Consider the following 17,877-nt stretch of genomic DNA (forward strand, 5'->3'; position numbering starts at 1 on the left):
GGGGTGTTTTGATTGAAGCGCGAAGGTTACTCAACCGCCTGGAAGGACTGGCGATAGCCGGATTTGACCAAGTCGCCCATCAAGGAGCAGTCAATGCCGGCAGCCGGGTCGATCGTGTTCTTCATCAGGCCAAGCTTGATCCACCATTCGTTGGTCAGCGCCACCGAACCGGCCATCGAGCCATTGGGCAACCCAAAGGGCGGTTCCCCTTCAAGAACGCCACAGGTGCGCGCGGATTCATCGAAATCAAACATGTAGATGCCGCCCGCAAGGCTTTTGCCATTGGTGCCAATCACCGAGGCCACGTCCGAAGCCGGCCATTGCAAATAGTCGGCGATCATCTGGTTGGTCTCTTCGACATTCGCGTGCCAGTAGGCACGGGCATCCCACTCTGCCTTGAGTACGGCCAATGCCGCGGGACGGTTCTTGGCGATGAAGTCTTTGTTCATGAAAAGTGAATCCATGAATATGCCGGTCTTGAGCATTTCCGGATCCGTGGTGTCGACGATGGACGCGGTGCCAGGCGCGGCCTCGATCACCTTCGAGATCCAAGGCTCATACATATAGGCCGCCGCGAGGCCGCCCGACAGCATCGGACCCACTGCCTCGTCCGCATTGAGGTTCACCCAATCCACATCACCCGGTGCAATTCCCGCACGGTCCAGCCACAACCCCATCAGCAATTGGCCGATATAGGCCTGCGGTGCGGCGACCTTTTTGCCCTTGATCGTTTCGGGCGTCATTCCAGCAGCGAGGACCACGTGATCAACGCCGTAAGAGGGGTTGAGATAGGCAACATTAACCTCATTGAGACCCGAATCCACGGCCACCGGGATGTAGTCTGCCGTGCAGCCATAGACATCGATCTGCCCCGTCGCGAGCGCCGCATGCCCGCCGAGCGGATCTTCGAAGTTCACGATATTCAAGTCATAGTCGGGGACCAGGTTCTTCTGTTTGGCTACGTCAAACATCGCATAGCCGGGCCAGGACACACAGATCCCGACATTGATGGTTTCATTGGCCTGCGCAGCAGCAGCGCCGCCCAACACGGCGCCGGCGATTGACAGGGCGAAGGTGAGTTTACGCATGATCAGCTCCCAGATGCGGTTACACGAAAAAATATACGGAACAAAAACTTTTAGTCCACTAAAAATTTTATACCGCTAAAATTATTGTTGCATTCCCCACCGCAGACCCCGAGAATGCCCCCATGGAAGGATCTCAAACATTGAGCCTGCGCGAGCGGCAAAAAGAGGGTAGGCGCGCACGTATCATCGCTGCGGCGAAAAGCCTTTTCGTCGAGGCTGGCCTGGGCAACATCACCATCGAAGCCATTGCCGAGATTGCCGGGGTCTCAAGCGTCACGGTGCATAATTACTATGGCACCAAATCAGGCGTGCTGCTTGCGCTGGTCGCCGAAAGCGACCGCGAGCTGCTTGAAACGCTGGATGAAGACCTGTCGCACCAGCCCAAGGATTCGATCGATCTGTTGCTGCGGTTTTTTACGATCGTCTGCGACCACACGCTGACCCATCTTGACAAGTCGGTGTGGCGGCAGGTCATTTCGGCGTCGGTCGATGGCGACGAACCCCGCTTCAACAAGCTTTATCGAGAGCTTGATTACAGATTGGCCTCGGTTCTGATCCGTGAAATCGAACTGTTGAAGGCGGCGGGAAAACTCTCAGAAAGCGCCAATTCCACGCATCTCGGTTGGGCCATGTTCAACTTGCAGAACGCCCGTTTTGTCGAATTCATCGCCAACGACAGCAAGACCCGGGATCAAGCCTTGCACGATCTGCGCAATGATTTGCTGGCTTTGTCGACCCTCGTCCACAGCTAAGGTTGCGTCACGATCCAAGGCGCGGCCCAGAACTGCGGGGTTTTGTTCCGTCGTGCGAAAACCTTGACGCTTTCATGTGATTTCGCGCCTTTCCCAGCCGGGAAACCGGACCGGAAACCGCCTGCCTCAAACGATTCCGTTTGCAGGGGCAGATCAGCAGCGGCACACCCCGCGTCATCGCCATTCTCTTCTGAACGTCCCGACTGAATTCGGACGAAAGACCACCAAGGCAAGCGTGTGAACGAAACCAAACCGCGACAGCTCCAGTCGCGGTTTGGTCGAGAGCCTTCAGATCAGACTGCCCAGAATTTACGCATTATCCAAAGGAAACGGAACGACCTTCGATCGGATGGTGTGGATCCACTGGACCAAGACTGGATCCCTTGCCCGGCGAAACGAGGGTGTCGAAAAAGCTCTCATCCTCCTCGCTCCAGGGACATTCCAGTGCGGCAAGGCCGTCTTCCCATTGCGACATCGTCCGGGGGCCAACCAGCGTACTGGTGACAAAGCTGTTCTTCATGACCCATTGCTGGGCGACGTGGGCCGGTTTGCGACCGGTCGAGTCCGCATGATCGGCGAGCTTGGCCGCTATTTCCAGGGACTCAGGCCGCCATTCGGCCTGCAGCATGCGCGGATCCGCACGCGCCGCCCGTGTGCCTTCTTTCGGGGTTTCCCCAGCGCGATATTTGCCGGTCAGGATGCCACGGGCCAGCGGGCTATAGCAGACCGTGCCGATACCATAGTATCGGGTGGCCGGGAAATGCTCGACCTCGGTTTCCCGATTGACAAGGTTGTAAAGGGGCTGACTGGCGACAGGGCCGGGTATCCCCGCAGCACGGGCCAGGCTGATCGTTTCCGAAAGGCGCCACGCCTTGAAGTTGGACACCGCGAAATATCCGATCTTGCCCTCTCGAATGAGGTCGCCAAACGTTAGGACCATCTCCTCAAGTGAGCCGCCGACATCGGCCTTGTGCATATAGAGAATGTCGATGAAATCCGTACCAAGGCGCTTGAGCGAGTGTTCGACACCTTCGCGAATCCATTTCCGGGACATGCCTGACTGGTTCGGTCCGGATCCTACCGGATTACCGACTTTGGTGGCCAGAACCCAGTGGTCGCGCTCTGCGCTGATGGCGCGTCCGACGACCCGTTCACTTTCGCCGCCATTGTATATATCCGCTGTGTCGATAAAGTTCACACCGGCATCGCGGGCGGCATGAATGATATTGACCGAGGTGGATTCATCTGTCGCGCCTCCGAACATCATCGTGCCCAGACAAATGGGCGAGACTTTCAGCCCGCTCCGTCCGAGATATCTGTAGTCCATCATTGTTCCTTGACCTTCTGTGCCGCCTAGGACGTGAACACGGCTGTTGTTGCGATTTCAACCAAGAATTCCGGATGCACCAAATCAAGCTTCACGCAGAACCGGGCTGGTTGAAGATCGAGGAAATAACTTGCGTAAATCTCGTTGAACGCGTGATAATCGTCCAAGTCGCGCAAGAATATCTGGTTCATCACGACGTCGTCCATGCTGGTACCTGCGCTTTCGAGCCCGACCTTGATGCTGTCCAGAATCCGCTTGGTTTGCACCTCGATATCTCCTTGGCTGACGATGTGACCGTCCTGCGGACCAGTGGGCAACATGCCTGCAACACAGACGGGATCACCCGCTTTGATCCCCCAATTGAGATGATTGAGTCCGGTTGCGGTTTTGCCAATGACCCTGCCGTCCGGGTGGATAGCCTGTTTCATACCGTCTCCTTGAAACTTATATCGAACCCGAGACTGATCCATTTCATGCGTGCATCTCAGCCAACAGCACGGGGGATATGCCGGCGCGAAGAGTGTCTGACGTCAGCGCGGTGACGGCCACCGCGGCAGCCAAATTGGCTTCTGCACTGCGCACGTCGGGGCGATTGCGCAAAAGATCCGCAGGAATGCCGCTCCGCAGCCCGCGCAGTGTGGGCAATTGCGCCGCCCCTTTTTGCATCTGGGTCATGATCCTGGCGGCAGGTTCGTTCAGCAGCGTTGCAATGGCGTAAACATTCGCGTCAAACAGCGCCGCATATTGGGGGAGGGCCGCGCGCGCAGTGGACAGCAAAGCCTGTGCTTCGGCGACCTCGTATTCTGTTGCCGCACCGGCCTCATACTGGCCGCGCGTAATATCGACAGTTTCTTTGCGCGTGTTGATGGTATCGCGCGTCAGCGCCAGCACCTCTTGGTAATAGCGCGCATCCGAATAGGATGAGAGCAGTTCCGCCAACCACGCAAGCCGCACTGTTTCGGCCTCGGCGCGCGCTGCGGTCAGGGAGGCCACCGCGCTTTTGCGCTCGCGCTGGATGGCGCCAAACAGGTCAATGACAAAAGACGCTCCCAATTCACTAGAGCCGACTGTGCTGGTGCCATGATCTCGTCGCCGCCGGACCGCTCAAGCGATCCCGACAGCGAACCGGCCAGTGCGGAATTCACGCCGGTTTTGCGCACTTCAGCCTAGGCTTGGCGGATCGTTTCCGTTGCCGCCATCGCATCAAGGTTCTGCGTCAAGCCCCGCATCACCAATCGGTTGACGTTATAGCTCTGCCACCGCGTCTCTTGGGCGATGGCCCCAACGGTCTCTGCGTTGCTGCCTCCAAAGCTGTGTTTGCATGAGCGGGGGTCTCGTCCGAAGAGGCGGGGCCTCAACACGGAGATCCAGAATGATCCTCAAACACATGACCATATTGGTCACCGTTGCCGCGCTTCTCGCCCCTGTGGCCTCTTCTGCCCAACCCGTTCCGGCGCCTGCGCCACACCCGCTGCCCGATGCGGCTGGCCCTCGCGGGCTGGAATTGGGCCTCTCGCTTGTCGCAGGTGCGTTGGCGCACAAGCACTGACATGCAATCTACCATCCTTGACTGCGGCCCCTGCGGGAACCGACAACTCCTCCCGATCCCACCCCAAGCTTCAGGCCCGGGGCGGGGAAGGCGTTACGCGTTGACGTAGTTGCTTGGGAACAGGGCGCGAAGCGATGCCTCGTCGCCCGGGGTTTTGAAGGTTTCGCCTTTGCCCATCTGTTGCGCCTTTTCGACCGCAGGGCGCGCATTGATCGCCTTGAACCAACGGTCAACTTCGGGGAATTGCGCCAGACCTTCGCCGCCCAGAACGCGATCACCACGGATGGCCCAGCCCCAGGCCGAAATATCAGCGATGGAATAGCTGTCGCCCACGATGAACTCGCGCCCTTTCAGATGGTCGTTGAGCACCTGATAGTGGCGTTCCGTTTCGCGCATGTAGCGATTTTTCGCATAGGGAATGTCTTCCGGGGCGGTGTGGTGGAAGTGAACGCTTTGCCCTGAAAACGGCCCAAGACCCGAGGCAATGAACATCAACCACGACAGCATCGCACCGCGATCTTCCGGCGCGCCACCCAATTGTCCGGTTTTATCGGCCAGGTAAATCAGGATCGCCGTGCTGTCGAACACGACAGTGCCATCATCCTCTATCGCCGGCACTTTGCCGTTCGGGTTGATCGCACGAAAGTCCGGCGTGTGTTGTTGCCCCTCGGCGGTGTCAACGGGCACCAGTTCAAAGGGCAGATCGGTCTCGGCCAGAAACAAGGCGATCTTCAGCGGGTTCGGGGTTGGGTGATAGTAGAATTTCAGCATTTCATGGTCCTGTTGGTTTGGGGAAACAGAGGGCTCACTCAGCCGCAGTGGCGATCTTATCCTGGGTTTTGGTGTCAAAGTCTGACGCGTCATGGCGTTCGTGCAGCTGCTCGTTCAGCGGGCCGCGTGTGCGGTTCACAATGCGGCCACGTTGAACGGCGGGGCGGGCAAGGATGTCCTCGGCCCAGCGGCGCAGGTTGGTGTAGCTTTCAACATCCAGGAATTCGCCCGCATCGTAAGCTTCGCCCAGAACCAGATTGCCATACCAAGGCCAGGTCAACATGTCGGCGATGGTGTACTCTTCACTGCCGAGATAGCGATGATCGGCCAATTCACGATCCAACACATCCATCTGGCGTTTCACTTCCATCGTGAAGCGATCGATCGGATATTCGAATTTCTCCGGGGCATAGGCGTAGAAATGCCCGAAACCACCACCGAGATAGGGCGCAGATCCCTGAAGCCAGAACACCCAGTTCAGGATCTCGGTGCGCTTGGCAGCATCCTCGGGCAGAAAGGCTCCGAACTTTTCGGCGAGGTACAGCAGGATCGACCCGCTTTCGAACACGCGGCTGCCGGTGTCGCGATCCATCAAGGCCGGAATTTTCGAATTCGGGTTCACCGCAACGAACCCGGACGAAAACTGATCGCCCTCGCCAATCTTGATCAGGTGTGCGTCATACTCTGCGCCGGTCTTGCCAAGGGCAAGAAGCTCTTCCAGCATGATAGTGACCTTTTGCCCATTCGGTGTGCCCATCGAATACAGCTGAAGCGGGTGTTTCCCGACCGGGAGCTCGGCGTCAAAGGTTGCGCCCGCGATGGGGCGATTGATCTTGGCCCAATCGCCACCGTTTTCGGCGTCCCATGTCCAAACCTTTGGCGGGGTGTAAGCGGTCATAGCGTGTGTTCCTTTCAAGTCCGGGCGTCCGGGCGTTTTGCCGGGGATACGTGGCGTTCAGGGAGGGGAGACCTTGGGTGTCTGGGGGCGCAGGGCCGTGATGTCTGGTGCGAAATCTTGCGACAGTGCCGCCATGTGTCATTTACGATTTATTGAGCGATCACTCAATGAATATCTCGGCGCTCACAGTTTTGTGAGGCAAGGCCCCGATGCGGCGAACATGTCACCCACCCGCGCGACTGATCGCCTCGACGCGGCTCGACGTGACCGGGTTCGATCCTTTGTCACTTGGATGCATCAGGCGTTTTGAGAAGCAGGCTCAGGCCGATGGCCAAGACAGCAGCGGCCCCCGACAGGGCATAGCTGGCGCTGAAATCGCCGGTGCGTTCCGCGAGGAAGCCGGCCAAGACGGGGCCGGTCGCCTGGCCACCTGAAAAGGCAAAGGTCAGGGCGGCCAGCGCATTGGCCGCCGCAGCGCTGCCAAAGAAGTCACCCGCCGATGCGGCCATGATGACCGGAATGCTCCAGGCGGCCAAACCGAACAGGATGATCGAGACATAAAGGCCGGGCATCCACGGTCCGAACCCGACCGACAGGAACGACACAGCGAGAACGCTAAAGGCGACGGCCATGCCACGGCGGCGCCCGATCCTGTCGGAGACGACACCAAACAGGATGCCCGAGAAGATGCTCAGAAATCCGAACCAAGCCCAAAGGTCGCCGGCCAAAGCCTCGCCAAGGGAAAATGTGTCCACCATGCTGGTGACGATGAACGTCACATAAAGCATATAGACCGCACCGTAGATGGCAAAGATCACCCCCATGTGGACCAGCAACCGCAGCTTGGCAGAGCGGGACATGGGGCTGGACCCAGGGGGCGTTGCAGGGGCTTTGCCAAATGGCAGGTGCCCCTTTGTATCGGGGTGATTTCGGATCAGCGTGAAGGCAAGGACCGCGACAGCCGCGCAGATCAGCGCAAAGATCGCCCAGCCCAACTGCCAGGACAAAAGGCCGTATGCGGGCGCCAGCCGGGGCACGATGAAACCGCTCAGAATGATTCCGAAGCCCGGGCCGGACATGACAAGCCCGGCGGCCAACCCCCGGTGCGAGGGGAAAAACCATTGCGCCATGACGCTCATTGCGGGCAGGACCACGCCGCCGCTGCCGATCCCCGTCACCACGTACAGGGCACACAACGCCGAGAAGCTCTCGGTCGCGGCCATGCCCAGCATCGACAGCGCGATCAACACAAGGTTGGCGGTTACGGCGATGCGCGTCCCGATCCGGGGCAGAACCAAGGGCGCCAGCAATATGGCGATCAGATAGCCCGCCATATTGGCAAAGCCCAACACCCCGCCCTGACCATAGCTCAGCCCAAGCGAGGCAGACATTGACGGTAGCATCATGCCAAAGGCAAAGCGCGCCAACCCAAGACCACAGACCATTGCCGCCGCCCCGGCAAAGGCAACGGTCCACGCATAGTGCACCCGGCGCGGTGCTATGCTCACGCCCTGATCAACCATAAAGCCGCTCGATGTCTGCGAACTGATCGCCACCCCAGAACGGGTCACCGTCGATCAGGATGAAGGGCGAGCCGCACACGCCGCGCGCCAGTGCCGCGACCTTGCGACTGGCCAGAAAGCCATAGGGGGATGCAAAATCGAAATAGAAGTCGAGTGTCTTGCTCATGCTCGTTCGCTTTTCTGTCGGGATCACCAAGGTTCTTTGAACGGGCGCAGGTCCATCTCGAAACTCCAGGCGTTTCTTGGCTGGGCGTGCAGCTGCCAATAAGCTTCGGCGATGTCATCGGGGTTCAGGATGCCGTCAGGGCCTCGGGCCTCGAACAGATCGGGAAACAGGGTTTTGGTATCGGGATTGTCGATCAACCCGTCGATGATGACATGGGCCACATGCACCCCCTGCGGGCCAAGTTCGCGCGCCATGCTCTGCGCCAAGGCCCGAAGCGCGTGCTTGCCGCCAGCAAAGGCCGAGAACCCGGAATTGCCGCGCAGGGAGGCCGAGGCCCCGGTGAACATGATCGTACCCCGGCCACGGGCTTGCATGCGCCCGGCAACTTCGCGCCCCACCAGAAAGCCCGCCAGCGCGCACATCTCCCAGACCTTGCGGTAGACGCGGGTCGTGGTCTCGCTGATGGGAAAGCGGACGTTGCCGCCCACGTTGAAGACACAGGCGGCGATGGGGCCGATCCGTTCGGCGGTCTCGACAAGCTGTTGCACCGCGTCTTCATCGCGCGCGTCCGAATGCAGCCCGGTGGCGGCCCCGCCATCGGCATGGATCTGCGCGACAAGTTTGGACAGATCTCCGCTGCGGCGAGAGGCCACCACATGCAGACCTTCGCGCGCAAACCTGCGGGCAATGGCAGAGCCAAGGTTGTCTCCGGCACCGACGATCAATGCGGTCTGGCTCATGGGGTTTCCTCGACTGGCGGTCCCCTTGACTACAGGGATGTCCGCATTCTATCAAATTTATAGTTTTTAACCCTTCCATCAATTTTGTTAATGGCATGAACCTACGACAGCTTGAACAGTTCCTTGCCGTGGCCGACACCGGCAGCTTTTCCAAGGCGGCGGCGCGGGTGCATGCGTCACAGCCCGCCTTGTCCACGGCAATTGGCAAGCTGGAGGAGGACCTTGGCGTTCGGCTGTTCAACAGGCTCGCCCGGCACGTCACCTTGACCGCCGAGGGGCACCGCCTTCTGGTCAGTGCAAAAACCATCGTTGAGGAATGCGAGAGCGTCCGCTCGGATTTGAAGCAGACATCCGAGCGCGAGGTGCTCTCGATCGGGATAAGTGACACGACGAACCTTGGGGCCATGGCCGCAACACTGGAACAATTCCGGCGCAGTCACGGCGCTGTCCGGTTGAAGGTCTGGGAAGACACGGGGCAGGTCTTGATCGACCAACTGGCAAGTGGGCGGCAGGACCTTATTTTTCTGGCGCACACGGGGGAAGAGACCCTGCCGAGGTCATGGGCAACGCAGGTGAGGGCGACCGAGCGCTATGTCATCGCCACGGCGCAGGATCATCGCCTTGCAGGGCAGCGGTCGGCCCCCTTGGCTGTGCTGCATGATCTTCCCTTCATCGCGCGCCGGCACTGCGAATATCGCAAGATCTTCGGGCAGCTTCTGGCCGCCGGGAACATTCGCCCCAAGGTGACCTATCGCACCTCGCAGGATGAGCGCGCGTTGCAACTTGTCAGGGCTGGACTGGGCGTCGGCCTGTTCCCCGAAAGCCTGGTCAGCAGCGATCTCCATGTTCTTGACGTCGAGGATCACGACCTGACACGGGATCTGCTGTGGTGCTGGAAGCAAAGCGCCCCCTCTGTGGGTCTTCAGGCATTTCTGAAATTTTCCGAGGTCTCAACCGCCCCGAAATCCTGACAGGTTTTGGTTTGCGGCCCGATGATGCTCATGTGGGATGATGCTCAAGTGCGTTGAGCCGATAGAAAAGGAAAGAGCCCCCCATGTCTCGTATCCCCTTAATTCAGCGCAGGTTCCCTGATCCTGAGGGGGAGACGGGCGGCCATCGAAAATCACCTGATTTCACAATGACATAGGCTCCATGAAAACAAGGCTGGAACCTTGCTGGTACATTCCGTTGTTCTGCTTGACGAGGGCGAACAGGCTACGACGCGAAACCGTGTTGGCATATGGCTGCGCTGTGGCCGCTGACAGACACGGCATATCCGACTGCACGTCCCATTTTGGGTAACTGCACCGGGGGCAGCCCGTTTGAACGCCGCATTGCCATCCCAGAGTGGACTTTCCTCGCGCTCCTTTTTATCGCATCTGCGCGTTGGGTGACGGCCCGCCCGGACCGTTGCGGCTTGCGGCCCCTCCGGGGGGCCGCCTATGTTTGCGCGAGAATTCAACCGGACCGCTCCATACGAGGTATCTGACATGACCCCATCGACACAGGACGGCTGGAGAGTCGGGGTACTTTTTTCGCGCAGCGGGACCACAGGTGTCACCGAGACCGAGCATTACAATGGGACGATCTTGGCGATCGACGAGATTAATGCGGCGGGCGGAATTCACGGACGTCCGATCATCCCGGTCTGTCGGGACCCGAAATCAGACAACGACGCCTATCGCAAACTGGCCCGCCAGATGCTGTCAGAAGACGAGTTGGATGTGATTTTCGGCTGCTCGATGTCGGCCAGCCGCAAAACCGTTCTGCCGGTGGTCGAACGCCAAAACGGGTTGTTGTTCTATCCCTCCATGTACGAGGGGTTCGAATATTGCGAAAATCTTATCTATACCGGTGCCACGCCGAACCAACTGTGTCTGCCACTGGCCGACTATTTGTTGCAAACCTACGGCAGCCGGATCGCATTCGTCGGATCCGATTACATCTATCCTCGGGAATCCAACCGGATCATGCGCGACCTGATCGAAGCCAGGGGTGGCGAGACCGTAGCCGAACACTATCTGCCCCTCGGGGTGAGCGCGACTGAGGAAATGGCCCTGATCCGCGAGATCGAGCAGATCCGCCCCGATGCGGTGTTTTCCACGCTGGTGGGCACCTCGGCTCAGGCCTTCTATACGCTGTACGACGCAGCCGGGATCGATCGGAGCGTCTGTCCGATCGCCAGCCTGACCATGGCCGAAGGCGAAATCGCGCGCATCGGGCCGGAAAAATGCTCTGGCCACATCCTTGCGGCAAGCTATTTCCAAACACTCAATACCGCGGTGAACCGCGCCTTCGTCGCGGCCTACAAGGCGCGGTTCGGGGGGGCGGCCGTGACCAGCGTTTGGTCCGAACCGGCCTATAATCAGGTCCACCTATTCGCCCGCGCACTGGAACGGGTCGGCACGATGGATACCCACCGCATCGGGCAAGAGGTTCTGGGGCTGGACTTCGAAGCACCGGGCGGGCGCATTCATATCGACCCGGAAACCCGGCATACATGGCTGACACCGCGGATCGGGGTGGCGCGGCCAGATGGGCTGTTCGATGTCGTGTGGGAAAGCGGGGCCCCGGTTCGTCCCGACCCGTATCTCGCCACCACCCGTTTCGAGGAGCCGTCCCTGCGGGAATGGGCATGAAGGGACACCCGCGCCGCATACTCGAGGATCTGCGCCGGGCGCGCGTGCTGGTGATCCACCCTCGCGACGAGGAAGGATCGGTTCTGATCGGTCAGCTGCGCCGACTGGGCTGCGAGGTCAAAGCGGTTTGGCCGCTTCCGGCGGTACTGCCCGAAGGCACCGATACCGTGTTCATCAGCGTCGAGGACACGGCGACGGATCAGGCCGTGCAGGTGTTCGAGGGCCATGATCCTGCGATCATCGCCGTTGTCACCTATGAAAGCCCGACCTCTTTGCGCGCGATCTATGATCTCAATGCCCACGGCGTGATGAGCAAGCCGTTGCGTCCGCTGGGCATCCTGACCCAGTTCACTCTGGCGCGCTATCGCCACGGGTACGAGGCGCGGCTGGCCGCAAAGGTGCGCAAACTGGAAGAAACCCTGAAGGGCCGCCGGCTGGTGGACCGGGCAATCCGGTTGCTGGTCGACGAACAGGGGCTTGACGAGGATGCCGCCTATCGCTTGTTGCGCGATCAGGCGACTTCGGAGCGGATCACGATGGCGGCAATCGCCGAAGACCTGATCGCGGCGCATGAAACGATGCGTCGGCTTGGCCTGAAACGCTGATTTAGTGCGCCGATTCTGTGGTGATTAAAAAATAAGCCAATAAATCGTGTAGTTGCGTAAAAATTAAAATTGAACAGGATTGCCTTGCGTGACACCGTCTAGGTGAAGAGCAGGATTGCTCTGCGGCAAGGTTGCCGCTTTACATCCCGGCTATATAGCCCCCGATACCTCGGTTTTTGACCGTGGACGGGGGCTTTTTGCGTTTTGGAGACTGACGTGCCCCCTGAGACAGACCATTCACAGCCCGTAACCATCGCCTGCATCCAGTTCGAACCGAAGATCGGGGAGGTCGATGCCAATCTTGACGCAATTGAAATTCGGGTGCGACAGGCCCGTGCCAATGGCGCGCAGCTGATCGTGCTGCCAGAACTGGCCGACAGCGGCTATGTTTTCGACAGCGCCGAGGAATTGGCCCAGCTGGCACAGCCGATCCCGGACGGTCAAAGTGCGCAACGGCTGATCGCACTGGCGACCGAACTGGAGGTCTATATCGTTTCGGGTCTGGCCGAGGTTGCTGGTGCCACCTTCTACAACTCGGCCATGCTGTGCGGCCCCGAAGGCTACATCGGAACCTATCGCAAGATGCACCTGTGGTACCGGGAGAACCTGTTTTTCGAAAAGGGTGATCTGGGGCTGCCGGTTTTTGCCACGCCGTTGGGCAAGATCGGGATCGCGATCTGCTATGATGGCTGGTTCCCCGAGACCTTCCGCCAGTTGGCGATGAAAGGGGCCGAAGTGATCTGCGTGCCCACCAATTGGGTGCCGATGCCCGATCAGGATCCGCAGGCCGAAGTGATGTCGAACATCCTGCACAAGGCGGCGGCGCATTCCAACGGGCTGTTCATCGCCTGCGCTGACCGGGTCGGCACCGAACGTGGTCAACCCTTCATCGGCCAGAGCCTGATCATCGACGCCACCGGCTGGCCGCTGGCTGGCCCTGCAAGCCGTGAGGACGACGACATCCTGTATGCCACGATTACCCCGGCAGACGTTTCGACCAAGCGGCACCTCAACGAATTCAATGACATTCTCGGCGACCGGCGTTCAGACGTCTATGGCTGACCCCGCGTTGTCTTCTTTTCACCCTCAAGCCCAACAAGGAATTACTGCAATGAAAATACCTTCTCTTATCGCAACCGTGACCAGCGTCATGCTGGCGAGCAGCGCCTTCGCTGCTGACGAACCGATCCGCATCGGCGTGCCGGTCGGCCTGTCCGGCGCCAATAGCGTCGTCGCGCCTTCGGTGGTGCAGTCGGCAGAACTGGCGGTCGAAGAAATCAATGCAGCCGGCGGTGTGCTGGGCCGGCCGTTGGAATTGGTCATCGCCGATGACGCTTCGGGCGCGGCGGGGGCACAGAAAGCCTTTGACTCGCTGGTCTACCAGAAGGAGGTGGACGTCCTGATTTCGATGGAAACCAGCGCCGCGCGCAATGCTGGCCTGCCGGTCGTGTCGCGGAGCAAGGTGCCCTATATCTACACCTCTTTTTATGAGGGCCGTTCGTGCAACCCGTACCTGTTTGTTGACGCATGGGTGCCGGAACAACAGGTGCCGCCGATTGTCGACTACCTGAATGCCGAGGGCGCCAAGACATATTTCCTGATCGGTAGCGACTATTCCTTCGGGCGTGGCATGCTGGAATTCGCCCGCAGCTATGTTGAAAGCACCGGCGGCGCAGTCGTGGGCGAGGAATACCTGCCGATGGACGGCAGCGACTGGACCGCGATCATCTCCAAGCTGAAGGCCTCTGGCGCCGAAGCAATGATCACCTCGACCGCAGGCGGCGCGCCGAACGTTGCGCTGACCAAGCAGCTGCGCGGTGCCGGGGTTGATCTGCCCTATGCCAACCTTGCGGTGGATGAAGGCACTGCGAAAAACATGGGCGCGGACGCGACCGGAATCCTGATTTCGGCCTCCTATGTCACCGGGATCGACAGCGCCGAGAACAAGGCCTTCCTTGACGCCATGGCCGCCAAGTTCGGCGACGAATTGCGTACACCCAACGATCTGTCGGTGCCGCAATACGAAGCCATTTACCTCTACAAGGCTGCGGTAGAAAAAGCCGGTTCCACCGACACCAAGGCTGTTGTGGACGTGCTGGACGACGTGTCGTTCACCGGGCCGCGCGGCACCATCCAGATGAGCAAACAGCACCATGCGCCGCTGACCATGTATCTGGGTCAGGTGCAGGAAGATGGCTCGGTCAAGGTTGTCGAGACCTTCAAGGATGTCGATCCGGGCGAACAATGCCCCAAGTTGTGATCTGACAGCGCGGCCGGGGGGCCCCTTGCCCCCGGCCGCAAATTCTATTTCCCCGAAAGGAACCCCGGTCTGATGACTCTCCTGTTGGATATCGTGACCACTGCGGCGATCCTGTTTATCGTCTCAGCGGGTCTTCTCGCCATTTTCGGCGTCTTGGAAATTGTCAATTTCGCCCACGGCGCCTGGCTCACCGTGGGGGCCTATTGCGCTGTTGTGACCGGCGGACTGGGGCTGAGCCCATGGTTGGCGCTGCCCTTGGCGTTCGTCGCGGGGGCCGTTCTGGGGGGCGTGACCGAACGCCTGATCGTGCGGCCGCTTTATTCCCGACCCCAAGATGCGATCCTTGCCACCTGGGGGCTGGGGATCATCATTGGCCAGCTTATAACACTGGGGTTCGGGCGTGACGTGCAGTTCACCGAAAACCTGCTGTCCGGGACCATTCATATCCTCGGCACCGATTATTCGCTTTACCGCCTTTTTGCGCTGGCGGCGGCGGTTGCGATCGGGCTTGGCTTTGCCCTTCTGTTGGAAGGCACCCGACTTGGCCTGTCGGCCCGCGCCGTCATCATGAACCAGTCGCTGGCCCGCGCCTTGGGTCTGGACACCACGCGCATTCGGTTCGTGACGTTCATGATCGGCACCGGGTTGACCGCGCTTGCCGGTGTCTTGCTGACGCCGCTGACCAGCGTTGATCCCACCATGGGCGTGGCCTGGTTGATCGGGTCGTTCATGCTGGTGATGGTGGCCGGATCGTCTTTCGGCGCCTTGGCTGTTGCCTGTCTTGTTTTCGGAGGAGCACAGGTTTTGGTTTCCACCTTCATCAGCCCAATTCTTGGGGGGATAACAGTCGCCGTTCTGAGCGCACTGGTCCTCCGCATCAGTTCGAAAGGGTTTGCCCGTGTCTGACGCGCTTGCCATCTCTCCTTCCCGCAGCAATGCCGTCCGGCGCCGCGCCGCAATTCTGGGCGTTCTCGCACTGGTGGCGCTGGCGCTGGTGATCTTTGGCCCGATGTTTCTGAGCCGGTTCAGCATCAATGTGCTGACGCGGTCGATGATCTACGCCATTCTGGCCATTACCGTTGACCTGCTTTGGGGCTTTACTGGGATCCTGACCTTCGGTCAGGCCGCCTTTTTCGGTGTTGGTGCCTATGCCACTGCGATGTTGCTGACCCATATCGGCAGTTCCCCGACCTTGATCAGCCTCGCTCTGGTGTTGGCGATCCTGGTCCCGGTTGTGCTGGGCACAATCGTCGGCTGGTTGTCGTTCTATTACGGCTCGACACCGATCTACGCCACGGTGATCTCGCTGGTCTTTCCCATCGTCGTGACGCAGTTGATCTATTCTGGCGGCACGCTGACCGGGTCGAGCAGCGGTATGGTGGGCTATTCCGGTCTGCCTTTCGGACTGGAGGGGTTCTTCCGGCTGTCCGGTATCAGCTTGGTGGTTGTCACGTTGGGGGCGCTGATCTTCGTGCGCTCGGACAGCGGGCGTATCCTGACCGCGATCCGGGACAACGAAACCCGTTGTGCCTATCTTGGCCTGAACACCCAGCGGATCAAGATCATGCTGACCGCAGTGCTGGCGGGCGTGGCGGGATTGGCGGGCTTTCTCTATGCCAACGCCTCAGGCGTAGTCGCGCCTGAAAACACCAGCTTCGTCTTCGGCACCGAACTGGTGGTCTGGACGGCACTGGGGGGGCGCGGCACCATTCTGGGCCCGGTTCTGGGCGCCGTCGGTATCGATTACCTCAGCGCCAGTCTGTCGGGTGAACTGCCCTTCCTTTGGCAGCTGGTCGTCGGCACCTTGTTCGTCGTGATGATCATCTTCCTGCCAAACGGATTGGCCGCACTTGTCTCTCGCCTGACCCGGCGTGGCCGTGGCGAGGTGGTGGCTGGGGCTGGCCCCGAACTGGTTTCCGAGGCGCCGCGGCACCACGTGAAAATGGTCGACGGCCCGCTGCTGAGCATCGACAAGCTGGAAAAATCCTATGGCAGCCAAAAGGTGCTGGCGGACATCACGCTGGACGTGGCTCCGGGCGAACTGGTCAGCCTTGTCGGACCCAACGGTGCAGGCAAGACGACGATGATGCGCTGCCTGACCGACGGCAAGGAAAGTTCGGGCGGCGTGATCCGCATCGCGGGCAAAAATATCGCCGGCATGGTTCCAAACCAGATCGTTGCCCTGGGCGTGGGACGCAAATTCCAGGTCGCCAGCGTATTCGAAAGCCTGACCGTGGCCGAATGCCTGCGCATGGCGCGCGCTTCACTGGAGGCGCCCAGCTTTGTTGCGGCCTCTGACACGCTGAGCCTGCCTCCGGCGGCGATCGAAATTTTGCAGCTCACCGGTCTGGATCAACTGTTGTCGACCGAGGTTTCGCTGTTGTCACACGGCCAGAAACAAAGCCTTGAACTGGCCATGGTGGTTGCATTGGAGCCGCGGATGATCCTGTTGGACGAACCGACCGCCGGCTTGACCAAGGCCGAACGCACAACCATCGGCACGATCCTGAAAAAACTGACAAACGAGCTCGGCTTCGCTGCGATCCTTGTCGAACACGATCTTGACTTCGTTCGCGACATTTCCAGCCGGATCGTGGTGCTGCATCAGGGGCGTCTGGTTCTGGACGGCTCAGTCGACGAGGTCGTGAACTCTGACATCGTCAAAACGATCTACTCAGGGGGTGATCATGTTTGACACTGCGAAAACAGAGACCAAGCTGGAACTTGACGGCGTGACCAGCGGCTATGGCCCGATCGCCATCATCAAGGACCTGTCGCTGTCGATACGCAAGGGTGAAATCTTTGCGCTGATGGGGAAGAACGGCATGGGTAAGACAACCTTGCTCAAGACCATTCTCGGGTTGGTGTCGGCGCGGTCCGGCGAGATTCAGCTGGACGGCAGGTCCATTGTCGGCGCCTCCCCGAAAGCCCTGATCAAGTCAGGGGTCGGCTATGCCCCGCAAGAGCAGCCGCTGTTTACCGATCTCAGCATCCAAGACAACTTGCGCTTGGCGATCCGTTCCGACCGGGATTTGGGCGCAGCACTGGAACATGTGTTCACCCATTTTCCCTTCCTGCGCGACCGGCTAGCACAACAGGCGGGCACCCTGTCGGGCGGAGAGCAAAAGATGCTGATCCTGAGCCGTGCCTTGATGCTGAAGCCCGATCTTATCCTGATCGACGAGATATCCGAAGGCTTGCAGCCAACGGTGATCGCGCAGATCGCCAAGGCCTTGCAAGCTGAACAGGCCGAAAACGGCACCACCATCCTGCTCGTCGAGCAGAACCTGAATTTCGCCTTGGACGTGGCCGACCGCTGGGCCGTTCTCAAACTGGGCGAAATCGACGATTCCGGTATCGCCGACGCGGACAGCCGGGAGCGGGTACTGGAACATCTGAAGATTTGAACGATCCGGGCGGTTTGTTTTCGCAGGCAACGAGAGCCCGCCCGGCGCACCCTTCGGTGGCGGCCATCCTCTGGTGAAAACCCAGTGACGGCGCGCTCCGGGCAGGTGGCTTTGGCCCTGATCGGGCGGCGCGGTGACGGCTGATCAGGGCG

Annotated in this window: 19 protein-coding genes; 10 read left to right on the forward strand and 9 right to left on the reverse strand. The window is 59.9% G+C overall.

The genetic code is table 11. The features are described from left to right. Positions 1–26: 26 nt before the first annotated feature. Positions 27–1,046 carry an ABC transporter substrate-binding protein gene (locus E1B25_RS18790; RefSeq protein WP_165937681.1) on the reverse strand — a complete coding sequence of 340 codons (1,020 nt, stop codon included), beginning with the start codon at positions 1,044–1,046 and terminating at the stop codon, positions 27–29. 182 nt (positions 1,047–1,228) lie between these two features. Between E1B25_RS18790 and E1B25_RS18795 the strand changes: the two genes are divergently transcribed. After that, positions 1,229–1,840 (forward strand): TetR/AcrR family transcriptional regulator, encoded by a 612-nt coding sequence (locus tag E1B25_RS18795; protein ID WP_165937682.1) that lies wholly within the window; start codon positions 1,229–1,231, stop codon positions 1,838–1,840. Between the two features lie 316 nt (positions 1,841–2,156). Here the strand turns inward: E1B25_RS18795 and E1B25_RS18800 are convergent, their stop codons facing one another. The 3 genes from E1B25_RS18800 to E1B25_RS18810 are packed head-to-tail and all read right to left on the reverse strand — an operon-like array spanning position 2,157 to position 4,220. Further along, on the reverse strand, positions 2,157–3,170 hold the full coding sequence (locus E1B25_RS18800; RefSeq protein WP_342635603.1) for an aldo/keto reductase: 1,014 nt from the start codon (positions 3,168–3,170) through the stop codon (positions 2,157–2,159). A 23-nt stretch (positions 3,171–3,193) separates the two neighbouring features. Continuing rightward, positions 3,194–3,595 carry a RidA family protein gene (locus E1B25_RS18805; protein WP_132831131.1) on the reverse strand — a complete coding sequence of 134 codons (402 nt, stop codon included), beginning with the start codon at positions 3,593–3,595 and terminating at the stop codon, positions 3,194–3,196. Between the two features lie 43 nt (positions 3,596–3,638). Continuing rightward, entirely contained in the window at positions 3,639–4,220 is a 582-nt protein-coding gene (locus E1B25_RS18810; protein WP_132831132.1) for a TolC family protein, read from the reverse strand. A gap of 319 nt (positions 4,221–4,539) precedes the next feature. Here E1B25_RS18810 and E1B25_RS22235 point away from each other — a divergent pair, with 319 nt between their 5' ends. Beyond that, entirely contained in the window at positions 4,540–4,716 is a 177-nt protein-coding gene (locus tag E1B25_RS22235; RefSeq protein ID WP_165937683.1) for a hypothetical protein, read from the forward strand. A 93-nt stretch (positions 4,717–4,809) separates the two neighbouring features. On the opposite strand, the gene E1B25_RS18815 is transcribed toward E1B25_RS22235, so the two are convergent. The 5 genes from E1B25_RS18815 to E1B25_RS18830 all read right to left on the reverse strand — a co-directional run bounded on the left by E1B25_RS18815 (position 4,810) and on the right by E1B25_RS18830 (position 8,814). Beyond that, positions 4,810–5,487, reverse strand: coding sequence for a glutathione S-transferase family protein (locus E1B25_RS18815; RefSeq protein WP_132831133.1), 678 nt, complete (start codon positions 5,485–5,487; stop codon positions 4,810–4,812). Positions 5,488–5,521: 34 nt separating this feature from the next. Next, positions 5,522–6,385 (reverse strand): glutathione-dependent disulfide-bond oxidoreductase, encoded by an 864-nt coding sequence (yghU, locus tag E1B25_RS18820; RefSeq protein WP_132831134.1) that lies wholly within the window; start codon positions 6,383–6,385, stop codon positions 5,522–5,524. Positions 6,386–6,669: 284 nt separating this feature from the next. Further along, complete coding sequence (locus E1B25_RS18825; RefSeq protein ID WP_165937684.1) at positions 6,670–7,893, reverse strand: YbfB/YjiJ family MFS transporter; 1,224 nt, start codon at positions 7,891–7,893, stop codon at positions 6,670–6,672. A 7-nt stretch (positions 7,894–7,900) separates the two neighbouring features. Continuing rightward, a complete protein-coding gene (locus E1B25_RS22240; RefSeq protein ID WP_165937685.1) occupies positions 7,901–8,074 on the reverse strand; it encodes a hypothetical protein in 174 nt (57 codons plus the stop codon). Between the two features lie 23 nt (positions 8,075–8,097). Beyond that, complete coding sequence (locus E1B25_RS18830; RefSeq protein WP_132831136.1) at positions 8,098–8,814, reverse strand: SDR family NAD(P)-dependent oxidoreductase; 717 nt, start codon at positions 8,812–8,814, stop codon at positions 8,098–8,100. 95 nt (positions 8,815–8,909) lie between these two features. Between E1B25_RS18830 and E1B25_RS18835 the strand changes: the two genes are divergently transcribed. The 8 genes from E1B25_RS18835 to E1B25_RS18870 all read left to right on the forward strand — a co-directional run bounded on the left by E1B25_RS18835 (position 8,910) and on the right by E1B25_RS18870 (position 17,725). Continuing rightward, positions 8,910–9,785 carry a LysR family transcriptional regulator gene (locus E1B25_RS18835; RefSeq protein WP_132831137.1) on the forward strand — a complete coding sequence of 292 codons (876 nt, stop codon included), beginning with the start codon at positions 8,910–8,912 and terminating at the stop codon, positions 9,783–9,785. Positions 9,786–10,304: 519 nt separating this feature from the next. Further along, entirely contained in the window at positions 10,305–11,453 is a 1,149-nt protein-coding gene (locus E1B25_RS18840; RefSeq protein WP_132831138.1) for a transporter substrate-binding domain-containing protein, read from the forward strand. Then, positions 11,450–12,058 carry an ANTAR domain-containing response regulator gene (locus tag E1B25_RS18845; RefSeq protein ID WP_132831139.1) on the forward strand — a complete coding sequence of 203 codons (609 nt, stop codon included), beginning with the start codon at positions 11,450–11,452 and terminating at the stop codon, positions 12,056–12,058. The genes E1B25_RS18840 and E1B25_RS18845 overlap by 4 nt, the downstream gene beginning before the upstream one ends. A gap of 216 nt (positions 12,059–12,274) precedes the next feature. Then, positions 12,275–13,120, forward strand: a complete 846-nt coding sequence (locus E1B25_RS18850; protein WP_132831140.1) for a nitrilase family protein — start codon at positions 12,275–12,277, stop codon at positions 13,118–13,120. A 49-nt stretch (positions 13,121–13,169) separates the two neighbouring features. Then, positions 13,170–14,318, forward strand: coding sequence for a substrate-binding protein (locus tag E1B25_RS18855; RefSeq protein ID WP_132831141.1), 1,149 nt, complete (start codon positions 13,170–13,172; stop codon positions 14,316–14,318). Between the two features lie 72 nt (positions 14,319–14,390). Beyond that, a complete protein-coding gene (locus tag E1B25_RS18860) occupies positions 14,391–15,224 on the forward strand; it encodes a branched-chain amino acid ABC transporter permease (protein ID WP_132831142.1) in 834 nt (277 codons plus the stop codon). Next, complete coding sequence (locus E1B25_RS18865) at positions 15,217–17,013, forward strand: branched-chain amino acid ABC transporter ATP-binding protein/permease (RefSeq protein WP_245510774.1); 1,797 nt, start codon at positions 15,217–15,219, stop codon at positions 17,011–17,013. Before E1B25_RS18860 ends, E1B25_RS18865 begins: the two co-directional genes overlap by 8 nt. After that, the gene (locus E1B25_RS18870; RefSeq protein ID WP_132831143.1) at positions 17,006–17,725 is read left to right on the forward strand and encodes an ABC transporter ATP-binding protein; all 720 of its coding nucleotides are present in this window, start codon (positions 17,006–17,008) and stop codon (positions 17,723–17,725) included. The genes E1B25_RS18865 and E1B25_RS18870 overlap by 8 nt, the downstream gene beginning before the upstream one ends. Positions 17,726–17,877 lie beyond the last annotated feature (152 nt).

Source organism: Antarcticimicrobium sediminis, from assembly GCF_004348975.1.
Lineage (GTDB): Bacteria > Pseudomonadota > Alphaproteobacteria > Rhodobacterales > Rhodobacteraceae > Antarcticimicrobium > Antarcticimicrobium sediminis.

Bases quoted from the DNA above. Each gene is read 5' to 3' on its own strand.
- E1B25_RS18855 (WP_132831141.1), top strand. From the start codon at position 13,170: ATGAAAATACCTTCTCTTATCGCAACCGTGACCAGCGTCATGCTGGCG.
- E1B25_RS18835 (WP_132831137.1), top strand. From the start codon at position 8,910: ATGAACCTACGACAGCTTGAACAGTTCCTTGCCGTGGCCGACACCGGC.
- E1B25_RS18840 (WP_132831138.1), top strand. From the start codon at position 10,305: ATGACCCCATCGACACAGGACGGCTGGAGAGTCGGGGTACTTTTTTCG.
- E1B25_RS18805 (WP_132831131.1), bottom strand. From the start codon at position 3,595: ATGAAACAGGCTATCCACCCGGACGGCAGGGTCATTGGCAAAACCGCA.
- E1B25_RS18870 (WP_132831143.1), top strand. From the start codon at position 17,006: ATGTTTGACACTGCGAAAACAGAGACCAAGCTGGAACTTGACGGCGTG.
- E1B25_RS18800 (WP_342635603.1), bottom strand. From the start codon at position 3,170: ATGATGGACTACAGATATCTCGGACGGAGCGGGCTGAAAGTCTCGCCC.
- E1B25_RS18845 (WP_132831139.1), top strand. From the start codon at position 11,450: ATGAAGGGACACCCGCGCCGCATACTCGAGGATCTGCGCCGGGCGCGC.
- E1B25_RS18860 (WP_132831142.1), top strand. From the start codon at position 14,391: ATGACTCTCCTGTTGGATATCGTGACCACTGCGGCGATCCTGTTTATC.
- yghU (WP_132831134.1), bottom strand. From the start codon at position 6,385: ATGACCGCTTACACCCCGCCAAAGGTTTGGACATGGGACGCCGAAAAC.
- E1B25_RS22240 (WP_165937685.1), bottom strand. From the start codon at position 8,074: ATGAGCAAGACACTCGACTTCTATTTCGATTTTGCATCCCCCTATGGC.
- E1B25_RS18815 (WP_132831133.1), bottom strand. From the start codon at position 5,487: ATGCTGAAATTCTACTATCACCCAACCCCGAACCCGCTGAAGATCGCC.
- E1B25_RS22235 (WP_165937683.1), top strand. From the start codon at position 4,540: ATGATCCTCAAACACATGACCATATTGGTCACCGTTGCCGCGCTTCTC.
- E1B25_RS18830 (WP_132831136.1), bottom strand. From the start codon at position 8,814: ATGAGCCAGACCGCATTGATCGTCGGTGCCGGAGACAACCTTGGCTCT.